This is a genomic window from Algicola sagamiensis DSM 14643 (assembly GCF_000374485.1).
Taxonomy (GTDB): Bacteria; Pseudomonadota; Gammaproteobacteria; order Enterobacterales; family Alteromonadaceae; genus Algicola; species Algicola sagamiensis.
In genome coordinates, this window is record NZ_KB894491.1 from 572718 (window position 1) to 586321 (window position 13604).

Annotated in this window: 11 protein-coding genes and 8 tRNA genes; 2 read left to right on the forward strand and 17 right to left on the reverse strand. The window is 42.7% G+C overall.

What is annotated here, in order from left to right; translation table 11 throughout:
- Positions 1–8: 8 nt before the first annotated feature.
- The 3 genes from ybeY to miaB are packed head-to-tail and all read right to left on the reverse strand — an operon-like array spanning position 9 to position 3033.
- Positions 9–470: an rRNA maturation RNase YbeY gene (gene ybeY / locus C505_RS0102565; protein ID WP_018691035.1), complete on the reverse strand. Its 462-nt coding sequence runs from the start codon at positions 468–470 to the stop codon at positions 9–11.
- On the reverse strand, positions 471–1547 hold the full coding sequence (locus C505_RS0102570; protein WP_040439261.1) for a PhoH family protein: 1077 nt from the start codon (positions 1545–1547) through the stop codon (positions 471–473).
- 52 nt (positions 1548–1599) lie between these two features.
- Positions 1600–3033: a tRNA (N6-isopentenyl adenosine(37)-C2)-methylthiotransferase MiaB gene (gene miaB, locus C505_RS0102575; protein ID WP_018691037.1), complete on the reverse strand. Its 1434-nt coding sequence runs from the start codon at positions 3031–3033 to the stop codon at positions 1600–1602.
- Positions 3034–3629: 596 nt separating this feature from the next.
- Between miaB and C505_RS0102580 the strand changes: the two genes are divergently transcribed.
- Positions 3630–4535 carry a hypothetical protein gene (locus C505_RS0102580; RefSeq protein WP_157368743.1) on the forward strand — a complete coding sequence of 302 codons (906 nt, stop codon included), beginning with the start codon at positions 3630–3632 and terminating at the stop codon, positions 4533–4535.
- 65 nt (positions 4536–4600) lie between these two features.
- Here C505_RS0102580 and C505_RS0102585 read toward each other — a convergent pair whose 3' ends face one another.
- Positions 4601–5035, reverse strand: coding sequence for a hypothetical protein (locus C505_RS0102585; RefSeq protein ID WP_018691039.1), 435 nt, complete (start codon positions 5033–5035; stop codon positions 4601–4603).
- The gene (locus tag C505_RS0102590; RefSeq protein WP_018691040.1) at positions 5032–7848 is read right to left on the reverse strand and encodes a sensor histidine kinase; all 2817 of its coding nucleotides are present in this window, start codon (positions 7846–7848) and stop codon (positions 5032–5034) included. The genes C505_RS0102585 and C505_RS0102590 overlap by 4 nt, the downstream gene beginning before the upstream one ends.
- Before the next feature lie 160 nt (positions 7849–8008).
- Here C505_RS0102590 and C505_RS0102595 point away from each other — a divergent pair, with 160 nt between their 5' ends.
- The gene (locus C505_RS0102595) at positions 8009–9160 is read left to right on the forward strand and encodes an FAD-dependent monooxygenase (RefSeq protein WP_018691041.1); all 1152 of its coding nucleotides are present in this window, start codon (positions 8009–8011) and stop codon (positions 9158–9160) included.
- Positions 9161–9339: 179 nt separating this feature from the next.
- On the opposite strand, the gene C505_RS0102600 is transcribed toward C505_RS0102595, so the two are convergent.
- The 12 genes from C505_RS0102600 to C505_RS0102655 form a co-directional block, all read right to left on the reverse strand.
- Positions 9340–9414 (reverse strand) — tRNA-Gln (locus C505_RS0102600).
- 8 nt (positions 9415–9422) lie between these two features.
- Positions 9423–9507 (reverse strand) — tRNA-Leu (locus C505_RS0102605).
- A 30-nt stretch (positions 9508–9537) separates the two neighbouring features.
- Positions 9538–9614 (reverse strand) — tRNA-Met (locus C505_RS0102610).
- 8 nt (positions 9615–9622) lie between these two features.
- A tRNA-Gln gene (locus C505_RS0102615) sits at positions 9623–9697 on the reverse strand.
- Between the two features lie 12 nt (positions 9698–9709).
- Positions 9710–9794: transfer RNA gene (locus tag C505_RS0102620), tRNA-Leu, on the reverse strand.
- A 5-nt stretch (positions 9795–9799) separates the two neighbouring features.
- A tRNA-Gln gene (locus C505_RS0102625) sits at positions 9800–9874 on the reverse strand.
- A gap of 11 nt (positions 9875–9885) precedes the next feature.
- Positions 9886–9970, reverse strand: a tRNA-Leu gene (locus C505_RS0102630).
- A 27-nt stretch (positions 9971–9997) separates the two neighbouring features.
- Positions 9998–10074 (reverse strand) — tRNA-Met (locus C505_RS0102635).
- 200 nt (positions 10075–10274) lie between these two features.
- Positions 10275–11090, reverse strand: coding sequence for a substrate-binding periplasmic protein (locus C505_RS0102640; RefSeq protein WP_018691042.1), 816 nt, complete (start codon positions 11088–11090; stop codon positions 10275–10277).
- 165 nt (positions 11091–11255) lie between these two features.
- Positions 11256–12347: a redox-regulated ATPase YchF gene (gene ychF / locus C505_RS0102645; protein ID WP_018691043.1), complete on the reverse strand. Its 1092-nt coding sequence runs from the start codon at positions 12345–12347 to the stop codon at positions 11256–11258.
- Positions 12348–12358: 11 nt separating this feature from the next.
- Positions 12359–12946 carry an aminoacyl-tRNA hydrolase gene (gene pth / locus C505_RS0102650; RefSeq protein WP_018691044.1) on the reverse strand — a complete coding sequence of 196 codons (588 nt, stop codon included), beginning with the start codon at positions 12944–12946 and terminating at the stop codon, positions 12359–12361.
- Positions 12947–12968: 22 nt separating this feature from the next.
- Positions 12969–13589 (reverse strand): 50S ribosomal protein L25/general stress protein Ctc, encoded by a 621-nt coding sequence (locus C505_RS0102655; protein WP_018691045.1) that lies wholly within the window; start codon positions 13587–13589, stop codon positions 12969–12971.
- Between the last annotated feature and the right edge of the window lie 15 nt (positions 13590–13604).

The window sequence follows — 13604 nt, forward strand, 5'->3', positions numbered from 1 at the left end:
ACCTTTATTTAATCATTCACATCATCTTGATAAGGATTTGGAAAGCCCAGTTTATCGAGAATATCGATTTCCAGCGCTTCCATTTCTTCTGCTTCTGAATCTTCTATATGGTCGAACCCTTGCAAATGCAAGGCCCCATGGACAACCATATGCGCCCAATGTGCAATTTCTTGTTTATGTTGTGCTTTCGCTTCACTCACAACCACATCTGCACAAATCACAAGATCACCAAGTAAATTGATCTCAACACCCTCTGGTACTTCGAATGGAAACGACAGAACATTTGTCGGTTTATCTTTTCCTCGGTATTGTGCATTGAGCGATTGGCTCTCTTGGGACTCAACAATTCGAACCGTTACCTCAGCTTCTGGCTGCCGAGGTAATACAGCAGCTTCTAACCACTGTATCACTACAGACTCTTCAGGTAAATTCACAGCATCACATGCGATTTGATAATCCAGTGTGATCATTTACTGCTCCTGTCCTCGCGATTGAACTGCGTCTGATAAAATCTCCTGATTTTTTGCTTCCTTAGCTTTCGCTTGATCGCGGATCTTCTCAAGGCGGTGTTTCTCTTCATAAGCCTCGTAAGCTTCTACTACACTTGCAACAACTGGGTGACGCACAACATCAGATGATTGGAAGAAATTGAAACTGATCTCATCAATCTCTCCCAGTACATCAATCGCATGGCGCAGCCCAGAGCGAACTCCACGTGGTAAATCAACCTGAGTAATATCACCAGTGATCACCGCTTTGGAATTAAAACCAATTCGAGTCAGGAACATTTTCATCTGCTCGGTTGTGGTATTTTGACTTTCATCCAGAATAATAAATGCATCATTGAGCGTCCGACCACGCATATAAGCAAGGGGAGCAACTTCTATGATATTCCGCTCAATCAAACGCTCTACCCGTTCAAAGCCAAGCATTTCAAATAATGCATCGTATAACGGGCGTAAATATGGGTCGACTTTCTGGGAAAGGTCACCAGGTAAGAAGCCAAGTTTTTCTCCGGCTTCAACCGCTGGCCGAGTAAGAAGAATACGACGGATCTCCTGACGCTCTAATGCATCAACCGCACATGCAACGGCTAGATATGTCTTTCCTGTTCCCGCTGGGCCAATACCAAAACTAATATCGTGGGCAAGTACATTGGAAACATACTGGCTTTGGTGGGGGTTTCTTGGCTTGATCACACCACGTTTCGTTTTGATAAACGTATCATGGCTGTGATCCATCTGAGCACTATCTTCCAACTTGATATGTTCTTGAATGGTCAGGTGAACTTGCTCTGGTTCAATATCTTGAACCTGGCCTTTGACAGCTTGCGTCTCAACATAAAGACTCTTAAGCAAATCAATAGTTTGTTGAGCTTGCTGTGGTTTTCCAAGAACTTTGAAATGATTACTGCGATAGGCGATTTCTACACCGAGACGCCGTTCGATTTGTTTCAAGTTATCGTCGAAAGGTCCGCAAAGGCTGACTAGGCGCTGACTCTCTGCTGGCTCTAAATAAACTTCCAACGATTTCAACTGATTACTCAAAGTGGGTTTATTCCTCATATTGGAGCGGCGCCTCAAGCACCGCTATCCCTTATTACGGGGTATAAATGCCAACCCCGGATCCGTCAACCTGTGACGTGTTCTCATTAGACTTAGACAATATTTCTGCTGGAGAAATTTCACGTCGAAGGTTCATTTCATCTTCACTTCTAACAAACTCAGCACGAAGTGAGTTTGTATAAACATCGGTGATGTTTACATCAACAAATTGACCAATGAGTGTATGCGGGCCTTCAAAGTTAACAACTCGGTTATTCTCCGTGCGACCACGCAACTCCATTGGGTTCTTTTTCGAAGGCCCTTCGACAAGAATTCGCTGTTCAGTACCCAGCATGTCTCGACTGATCTTCAATGCAGACTGATTGATTCGGTCTTGAAGAATATGTAATCGCTGCTTTTTAACTTCTTCCGGCACATCATCCGGTAAATCTGCTGCTGGTGTACCAGGACGCGAACTATAAATAAAGCTAAAACTGTGATCAAAACCGATATCGTTGATCAGCTTCATTGTATCTTCAAAATCTTTATCTGTTTCGTTCGGGAAACCAATAATAAAGTCAGATGACATACTGATATTTGGACGAACTTTGCGAAGTTTTCTGATCGTGGACTTGTACTCCAGCGCCATATGACCACGCTTCATGAAGTTTAAAACACGATCAGAGCCACTTTGTACTGGCAGATGTAGATGATCGACCAGCTCTGGCACATCCGCATAGGCGTCGATAATATCATCCGTAAACTCAACTGGGTGTGATGTGGTATAACGAATACGATCAATACCGTCGATGGCCGCTACATAACGGAGCAATTCGGAGAAGTGACAAATATCACCATCATGGGTCTCACCACGGTATGCATTCACATTTTGTCCAAGTAGATTCACTTCACGGACACCCTGTTCTGCCAGCTGAGCAATTTCAAACAATACATCATCAAGCGGACGGCTGACTTCTTCTCCACGGGTATAAGGGACGACGCAGAAGGTACAATATTTACTACATCCTTCCATAATCGAAACAAATGCACTCGGCCCTTCCGCACGTGGCTCAGGTAAGCGGTCAAATTTTTCGATCTCAGGGAATGAAACATCAATGACAGAGTCGCCCTGATGTACCTGCTTGATCATTTCCGGTAGGCGGTGCAATGTTTGTGGGCCAAAAATAATATCCACAAATGGCGCACGCTGGCGAATTGTTTCACCTTCTTGAGAAGCAACGCAGCCACCAACACCAATCACCAAATCTGGTTTTGAATCCTTGAGCGTTTTCCAGCGCCCAAGTTGATGGAAAACTTTTTCTTGTGCTTTTTCACGGATAGAACAAGTATTCAAAAGGATCACATCAGCTTCTTCTGCTTCTTCTGTGAATGTATACCCGTGTGTTGCATCGAGGAGATCTGCCATCTTTTGAGAATCATACTCATTCATTTGGCAGCCCCAGGTTTTAATATGAAGCTTTTTACCCATTACCACTTATAGCCTTCGTACATTTTCGCGTTTAGGAATCTAAGAAAGCACCGCCAGCCAGCATGATGGCTGAACATCAAAGATTTTCGACAAAGAAACAATAAAGCCCTAGCCAAAGTTGCACATTTTATCTTGTTTCTAAGACGCTGGCTACTTTCATGTTGGACTGACTTGTATCCGTCTTTCATTTCTGGAAAATCAACACTTAGAATGAATTATTTGTATTATTACGAAAAAATAAAACTATTTTCTGAAACAATTTCAAATCCACTGTTACAAAATAGTCAGTAAACGAATTTTAAATTGAAAGATATCTCGGATCTCCCATTTCAATCGATATCTTTTACGAGTAAATCACGACGTAAGTTGAGGAAAGAATTATGGCAGTAACTCCTACTGGCCTTGTCGGAAATAGAATCCAGCAGTTTGAGCAGCTTAGCCAAGCTCAAAAAAATGATTCCCCGAAAGGACAACCGAAAACAACGGACACTTCTGGTTCAAATGTGTCAGAACTACAGAATAAGCTTGCGGGTAAGTTAACCCAGTCCGCCATCCTTGGCAAAACGGACTTTCAACATATCAAAGCTGAAAAAGCAATGGCTGATGCCTCTACGCAAACAGATGACATTGCTCAGCAACCAGAGACTCAGTTAAAAAGCAAATCTATAAAGTTAGGCTTTAAAGATTCAGCAGTACTGTTCTTAATGAAGACAGGAATTATCAAACCTGAAACGGCTATTTCTCATATCAAACCTGAGAATAAAGATAGTGTTGCTACCTCTTTATTCGAAAAGGGCAAGCTAAGTGCTTCTGATACTCTTTCTCACTTAAAACCTGAAAATAAAGAAGGCTTCGCTCTTTCTTCATTTGAAAAAGGCAAGCTAAGAGCTTCTGAGACTCTCCCTCACTTAAGCTCTGAAAAGCAAAAAGCTTTTGAAGCAACGAAAACAGAAAATTTTGCAGATTTCGCTCAAGTACTAAAAACAGCTGGTTTACAGAAAGTTGATGGCCTCTTTCGAGTCCCAGGAAATCAAGCAGTTTCAATAGAAATGAGAGAGAGCTTATATAAAAGTGATTTTGCCGCAGGTGATTCCAGTGAGCTTACAGATTCCGAGCTTTATGCTATGGCTGATGTGTTTAAAGCAGAGTTAAGAAATATTCAACCTTTCTCTGGTGATGACATTAAAACGATGGCTAGTCTTATCAAAAGCGAAAAATATCAAAATGGGGATGGTAGTGAGTTAATCAGCTTTGCAAAAACAAAGTTATCCTCATTTTCGAAAGAGCAATCAAGCAGATTGAATACTATCTTTGGTACTGCTGGTGAACTATTTGATGTTGCTGATGAAGGTAATACATCCGAATTCAGCAAAAACACTATTGCACAATTAATCGGCCATAGTATGATCTTAACCGACGTAAAAATGGACCTATCACTTATAGGCACATCACAGTCAGTCGCACATCAACTCTTAGCAAACGCTGAAGCACTTGTGAAGTAATCGAAAAAATCAGACTCAAGAAGAAGCGTATCATGCGCTTCTTCTTGATAAAATGAATACCGACTTCAAATATTCTCTTTTTTGTCCCCAAAAGTGTCATTCCATATCCCCTTTGCCTCATAAGCATACATCCACAAGCAAATGAACATTCCGAAATCAAGAATAAAAGCAATCATATGCATGATGCCAAGACCTTCTCGAAAGACAGATAAGCTCCCACGAGATAAAACAACCTCAATATAGTCATAATTTTGAATAATAAAATTGATCGGCACATACCATTGCCAAAATCGTTGAAATAAAAAGCGCGCACCAAAAATATAACTGAATGCGCCTACCATTGATAAGTAGGACAACCCCATGATCACACATCCTTGTAAATCTTTAAAAATAGGGGCAGAAATGGCAAGCAGATATAAATGTGCAGATAATGTTGGTGCCAAAATAACGAGCCACCAAAGACGCTTCTTCTGGAAATCTACACGCTGATACAAGTTCATGGGTTTATTTCAAAATCCTTTGACTGAGAGACAAACTCATCCAAAGCAATCGTCATCGTCGCCGTTGACCCCTTTGACTTTCTTGTGATCACTTCAAATCGAGCCTGATACTGGCTTGCCAACTGGCGAAGGACAAATAAGCCAATGTTGTAGGTTGCATGATTATTAATTTTCATTAGTCCCATCCCTTCATCATGTACCATCAGCCACAATTTGTGGTTAAAGACGCGAATGATCAACTCAAACTTTGCACCATTCGAAAACGTCGCCGCATTGGTCAATATTTCATAAATCATACGATACAAATCCCGTTGTAACGACAACGGTAATGTCACTTGTTCTAACTGGATCTTTAGGGAAGTCTGAATATAAAAATTCTGTGATAAATAATCCACCATGATCGGTAAAGCTTCTGTGAGGGACTGATTTTCCATCATCGAAGGTGGTTCGGATTGTATCTCATGTTCCAACACTCGAAGTGCTTGATCACACACTTGCATCATCGGTGAACAAGTGTCGGAATACGCATATTCTCTGAGTTGTTCTAGAGCTTGTTTCAACTGCTTTTTCTGTTCACTACCCTGTAATAACTCCTCAGTAAGAAGTTTGTGAATTTGATGGATCGCTTTTGAACGAACGTAAAGCACTCGGATCACATAAGCACTGATCATGAGTAAGGTGCTCAAGTAAAACAATTGGCTCCAGAAATTCCAGTACCACGGTGGCGAAACATGAATAGTCAGAAATGCATGCTGCTCACTCCATTGACCAACCCCATTTGTCCCAGCAACTTCGATTGTATGATGTCCCGACGGTAAATGGCTTAAATGGAGGTATTGTCCGTATACAGGCTGCCAAAGCCCATCATCCATACGATATCGAAACTGCTTCTGCTCATGGCGATAATCCAAGCTAACAAGCTTTAAACTTACATTATGTGCCTCATGACTTAAGGTAAGTCTGACTGGATTAATCGTTCGTTTAGTATCGACAAATGCTTCTGATATATGCACTGGGGTTTTCGCAGCTTCTTGAAATGAGTAGTCTTTCAATTTTAACATGCCAAAAAAGCCAGCCGCATAAATATGTTCCCCGTGCTTCATCGGTGCATTGCTCAAAGCAAATGGCCTGCTACCAGGAAATAGGTAAGCTTGATCTGAGCTCGGTTCAATAAAATAAATACCTTGGCGAGAACCAACCCAAATTGATTGGTCAATTTTTTGAAAACCAAGGACATCATTTCCTGCATAGAAATGGTTAATTAAATGACCTTGATGGTCCAATACATATACGCCATGACCAAAAGAAGCGGCATAAACTTTTCCACCATATGCGAGTAGATCCAATACCATGTAGTCGATCTCTGCTGGGATTTCAGCAACAGTTTGCGAAACCCTATCATAGGCATAGATACCCTTCTTTGTCGTTGACAGCCAAATGGTGTCTTCATTCACTTTAAGCGCATCAAGGACTTCAAGTGTCGGCAAACCACTATCATCTGTTAATCGCACTTTCACTTTTAATGTTTCTCTGTCAAGAATAAAGAAGCCACTTCCATCACCACACACAAAAATCTCATCATCCACAACGGAAACGTTATGAAACATTTGCGAAGGTAGTTCTGACAGATAGCGATTTAATTTTCCTTGAGAAAAGTCGAGCGAATACAGACCATCTAACGTTGCAAGCCATAACAGCGCCCCATCACTGTGCATCTTCACGATTCGATTTGCACGATAACTATCAATTTGGTCATGGAAAATAGCCACAGGCTCCGGCGTTCCATCATTGTATCGGAACAATCCCTTTCCATAACTCCCCATGTATAAAGACCCTTGGTGAGCGGCTAATTCGATTTCGTTATGTGTGACACCGAAGTGGATCGGGTCATGCTCAAACCTTGGTGTCTTTGTGTGAAAAGCTCGTTGGCTCGACATCAACCATATTCGTCCATTTCGATGCTGAAAAATCCGCTTGATTGATTGATGTTTTAAGCCGGTTTCTAATATTCTTTGGAAACCATCCTTTTTGGAAAACTGGTATAGATCACCGACTTTGTTATCGAAGAACAATAATGCTTGCTTGTCACCACTGACACCTATTAATTGTTGACTAACATCATGATTCACTTCCTGTATTTCTACCTCAGATTGATATAAAAAGAGTTTTCCAAAACCTTGAATCGCCAAGTAGTCCGGAGTTGAAATAATTTGTGAAATCCCTGATATAGGAAGTTCTTGCATCGACTCCCCTGTCCATCGATATACCTTTGCCGGTGTTTGGGGCCCGCCTTCTCGCTGTAAGACATAAATATCATCACGAAATACATCTAAATCCACGATATGATCAAATTGAATACGTTGTCGGATCCCGTTACGATCAAAAAATACCAGCCCTTCTGAACCAAAAGCAACAAACTGATGATTGAAGGGACGAATGTTTCTTAATCGATTTGCCTCATCAGAAGCAATCTGTCGGTGTTCAGCAGTCAGCGGGTCAAACTCCCAAATCCCAGAACGCTGGGTCGTCAAAATAAACCGATCATGATCAACATAAATATCGAGTACCCAATGAAATGGGATCTGATTCTGACTGGAAAAGGAATATTCAACAATATCGCTTCCATCAAAGCGTTTCAGCCCTGACTGGCTACCGCTCCATAGGTATCCCTTTTTATCTTCAACGATCTTATTGATATAGGTTTGATAAAGAAATGATTGTTCGCTGGAGAGTGCTGATTGAGAAAAAAAGAAAAAAACCAGCAAGCTGACCTGAGTGAGTCCATGGTATAAAAAGCCATATAAGTTTTTCATAAGACGTATGGCAGGAGGTACATAATTATTTTATACATAAATTGTTCCTTCAAAAACGCTCATCTTCATGTGATGAATCAAACAAAATCAATGTCCTTTTGATGTTTTGCTTATTTAGGTCATGTAAAATAGCAGAATTCACTGGAAATGTAATAGAAAAATGATGAACTTTGATGTGATTATCGTCGGTGGTGGCATGGTTGGCGCAACACAAGCTGCTGCGACCGCAAAGTTAGGGTTACGCACCGCGTTGTTAGAAAAAGCACTCCCTTTACGCTCACATTCCCCTCAACCAGACCTAAGAACATCAGCCTTCAACCTCGCATCCATCCAGTATTTAGGCCGACTTGGAATCTGGGAAAAATTAAATACTGAGCGTTTGCGGGAATATCACCGCCTGAGTGTTTGGGAACAAGGCGGACGACAACTCACCTTTGATAGCGAACTCACCGGGCATTCCTGCCTTGGTGCATTCGCAGAGAATAAAAACCTGCAAATCGCTGCGATAGAAACATGCCAAACACTTGGTGTCACCCTGTTTGAAGATACCATCCAGCAGTTACACTCAGATAAACAAACAACGCTTATCACAACCTCAGGAAAAGAATTAACAGCATCACTGATCATCGGTGCCGATGGCGCACAATCGAAAGTACGACAGTTTGCAGGAATTGGTACCACTGGCTGGGATTATGCACAGCATTGTCTATTGGCAACAATCAAGTGCGACCACCCTGTCCCAGCTGAGACATGGCAAGAGTTTCAACCTACAGGCCCAAAAGCCTTACTCCCCTTGTATGACGAATATGCTTGCCTGATTTGGTATGATACACCACAACGGATCCAATCCTTACTCAGCTACTCACAGGAAACATTTCTCAAAGAAGCGTATGATATTTTCCCTGATCGGTTACCAAAAGCTGAGATCATCGAATCAGGGAGCTTCCCACTTGCACGTCAACATGCCAATGCATATTTTAAGAAGAATACGGTTCTTATCGGTGATGCCGCGCATACAATCCATCCAATGGCAGGCCAAGGTGTTAACTTAGGGCTGAAGGATGTAGAAATATTAACCCATACTTTAGAACAACACTTCGTTCCAGGTGAATCTGATCTATTTTGGCTCAAAGAATATGAGCGAGAAAGAAGATATCACAACTTGGCCATGATGAGCTTGATGGATACCTGCTATGTCGCCAACCAACTTAATTTCCCAGGACTTAAACGACTTCGTCAAACTTTTTTTGGTGCAATAGAACCGTTCTCCCCTTTAAAAGAGAAATTACTGCGATATGCGATTGGTGTTTAAATTTAGGGGATAAGCAATTCCCCTCTCACACTGGCGCAATGATGTGCGTTGAGAAGGCAATCAAATATCAGATGATGAGATGTATAAAGAAACAATCGAGATAATAAATATTGAGATGAACCAGTTTAGAGAGCAACAGAATAATAGGAAATAAAGAAAAGCACGAAATAAAGAGAGAATGGCTGGGGTACCAGGATTTGAACCTGGGAATGGCGGGATCAAAACCCGCTGCCTTACCGCTTGGCGATACCCCAACAGAAGATGGTGCGGGAGGAGAGACTTGAACTCTCACATCTTGCGATACTGGAACCTAAATCCAGCGCGTCTACCAATTCCGCCACTCCCGCATATAGAGTGTTCTCATTTTTAATTAATTCTGGTGGCTATGGCGGGACTCGAACCTGCGACCCCATCATTATGAGTGATGTGCTCTAACCAGCTGAGCTACATAGCCAGAATTAATGGCTGGGGTACCAGGATTTGAACCTGGGAATGGCGGGATCAAAACCCGCTGCCTTACCGCTTGGCGATACCCCAACAGCAAATACTTGGTGCGGAAGGAGAGACTTGAACTCTCACATCTTGCGATACTGGAACCTAAATCCAGCGCGTCTACCAATTCCGCCACTTCCGCAAATTTGGCTGGGGTACCAGGATTTGAACCTGGGAATGGCGGGATCAAAACCCGCTGCCTTACCGCTTGGCGATACCCCAACCGAAGTTTTTGGTGCGGGAGGAGAGACTTGAACTCTCACATCTTGCGATACTGGAACCTAAATCCAGCGCGTCTACCAATTCCGCCACTCCCGCAAAAACTCGGTCATCGAAGAAAGTAATTGGTGGCTATGGCGGGACTCGAACCTGCGACCCCATCATTATGAGTGATGTGCTCTAACCAGCTGAGCTACATAGCCACGTTTGCTTACTCATCCTCGGTGAGTGGCGCGTATTATGCTTAGAAGCGCTCGTATCGTCAATAGCTTTTTTTAAAAAACCAGTTCGTTCGATAGTTATTTAGACAATTTAGACTTGTTTGACGAAAAGTCAGGCTTTTTTAGCAGAATGGCGACTTCAAAGCACCAATTTAGAATGTTCTGTTGTGGCGCTACTGGGGTTATTTCTTTCCTGGGTGCGCCTCATCTTGAATCGCGATGTAACGGCTTAAGACACTCAAGTGTGACCGAGCCTTTTTAAGGTTATATATACCCTCATCTAAAACGCCTTTTAATTCGTACGCGAATTCATAATTTCTTGAAATGAGCATATAGAATGGTTCCGGTTCCACACCAGGAATAAATGCAAATTCAAGTTGCTTAAAGTCCAATTTTGAGTCGATGATCTGTTGACCATGAAGTGGCTCATATCGAGCTAGAAATGCTGTACACCTCCCTTTCTGAGCAAGTTCAATTAATTGCCCATAAGTTTTAACTCTCACTTTGATTTGGTGCTCTTCGAATCCAAAGTTCGCATAGTTATAACCGGTTCGGCCACATAAAATCGCCCCACCCCCTGCTTTCTTATCCAATAATAACTTTTGTTGTTCAATGGTCGTTTTTGGACCAAAGGCAAGAATTGGCCTAACAGAGTAGTAACTTGTACTAAGCAAGTAATCTCGATCACGTTGCGGGTTCGTTGATGCACTAAATACGACGTGGACCTTTCCCTCAATCGCCTCACTCAAACACCGCTTCCACGGCTTAATAACAACTTTATAATTGAGTTGATGCTTTGAGAATATGATCCGGGCAATATCAATATCATACCCGACACTCAGCGCAGTTTTTTCGCCACTCTTTCTCTCAAAGAAATTAAAGGGCGGCCACTCTCCAGTCTCCCCACAAAATAGAATGGTTTCATTTTGAAAGTGGATTTCTTTCGCAAAAAGTCCAGTTGTAAAAAATGCGCAAAGTAGGATTAATACACGTGCCATCTGGATTCATTCAGAATTGTACTTCACTTCAATATAGCAGTAAGAAAAAAGATCGTGATTATCAAGATGGGTAAGTTGGTGAGCAATTGAGACGATCTATGGCGGCGATAACTGGCGTAGCAAATAACGACTACGCCAAAGAGTAACGCTCAGTTGAAAGCGAGATTAGACGTTAAAACGAAAATGAATGACATCGCCATCTTTGACAACGTATTCTTTTCCTTCGAGACGCCATTTACCCGCTTCTTTCGCACCAGATTCACCATTGCACTCGATGTAGTCATCAAATCCAACAATCTCTGCTCGAATAAAGCCTTTTTCAAAATCTGTATGGATTTTACCAGCCGCTTGTGGTGCCGTTGAATTGACAGGGATAGTCCATGCACGGACTTCTTTCACTCCAGCAGTAAAATAAGTATGCAGATGCAATAGCTCATAACCCGCACGGATCACACGGTTTAAGCCTGGCTCTTCCAGTCCCATATCTTCCATGAACTCTTGCTTCTCTTCTTCATCTAATTCTGCAATTTCAGATTCGATGGCTGCGCAAACAGGGACTACTACTGCGTTTTCTGCTGCTGCGATTTCACGAACGCGATCAAGATAAGGATTATCTTCAAAGCCATCATCATTGACGTTTGCGATATACATTGTCGGCTTCATCGTGAGGAAGTTCATGTAAGAAATCGCGTTTTTTTCTTCTTTAGCCAGTTCGAGAGAGCGTAGCATCTTCCCTTCTTCAAGATGCGGAAGAACTTTATCCAGTACGGTCAACTCGAACTTCGCGTCCTTATCGCCACCTTTTGCTTTTTTACCCAAGCGGTGTTTTGCTTTATCCGCGGCGTCTAAATCAGCTAAAACAAGTTCGGTATTGATCGTATCGATGTCATCCGCAGGATCGACAGCGCCAGCAACGTGGACAATATTTTCGTTTTCAAAACAACGAACGACGTGGCCGATTGCATCTGTTTCACGGATATTGCCAAGGAACTGGTTTCCAAGTCCTTCGCCTTTAGAAGCTCCCTTCACCAAGCCGGCGATATCAACGAATTCCATTGTTGTTGGGATCACGCGTTGTGGATTGACGATTGATGCAAGTTGATCAAGACGTGCATCAGGGACTGCAACAACACCTGTATTCGGCTCAATCGTACAGAAAGGAAAGTTCGCAGCTTCGATTCCTGCTTTAGTCAGTGCATTAAATAACGTTGATTTACCGACATTCGGCAAGCCAACAATACCGCATTTAAATCCCATGATGAAAACCTTTATGCTTTATAAGTGTGTAAACGATTTTGCGCCTGGATCAGCCCCTGCTTCGCCCATATTTCAAAGCAGCGAACGGCTTCATCAACGGCATCATCCAATTGGTGTTGCTCTGTTGTTGGCGCTTTACCCAATACCCATGATGTCACTTGGTCTCGGTGGCCTGGATGACCAATACCAATTCTTAAGCGGTAAAACTCTTTATTATTGCCAAGCTTACTAATGATATCTTTCAAACCGTTATGTCCACCATGACCACCACCTTTTTTAATTTTGGCAACGCCAGGCGGAAGGTCCAGCTCGTCATGTGCTACGAGGATCTGTTCTGGTTTGATCTTGAAGAAATTGGCAAGTGTACCGACTGATTTCCCACTGAGATTCATGTAGGTTGTCGGGATCAGCAACTTAAATTCGACATTATCGATGAGAATTTTTCCGGTTAAGCCGTGGTACTTTGTATCTGGCTTTAACTGGGTGTGATAGCGAGATGCAAGTTCTTCGATGAACCATGCCCCGGCATTATGACGTGTGCGCTTATATTCGAGGCCTGGATTCGCCAGGCCCACAAGCAATTGAATATCAGTATTCAAGGATCATGATCCTCTACAGATATTATTCAGCTGCTTCTTCAGCTTCTTCTTCGCTGCTGCCGCCTTTCGGTGCATTGATTGTCACAACAGCTTGGTCGTGACCTTCACCTTTTGCAAGCTCAACAGAAACGACGCCTTCAGGCAAATTCATGTCAGAAAGGTGAAGCGTGTGACCAAGCTCAAGGTCTGCAACGTCAACTTCGATGAACTCAGGAAGATGCGCAGGCAAGCATGTGATTTCTAGCTCATTGATATGGTGAGCAACTGTACCACCAGATTTAACCGCAGCTGCTGTTTCTTCATTGATGAAGTGAACAGGAACCTTCGTGTGTAGCTTATGCGTTGCGTCTACACGTTGGAAATCAAGGTGAAGTACTTTTGGCTTGAACGGGTGACGTTGAACATCCTTCAGGATCACTTCAACTGCATCACCATCAACATTCAAAGTCAAAAGGTGAGAGTAGAAACCTTCGTTCTCTTGTGCACGGATCACTTTGTTATGATCAAGAACGATAGATACTGGCTCTTTTTCCCCGCCGTAGATGATAGCAGGAACTTGCTCGTTATGACGTAGGCGGCGGCTCGCACCTTTCCCCTTGTCTGTACGAACTTGTGCGTCTAGCGTATAGATTGCTTCAGACATTGAAATCACTCCAAA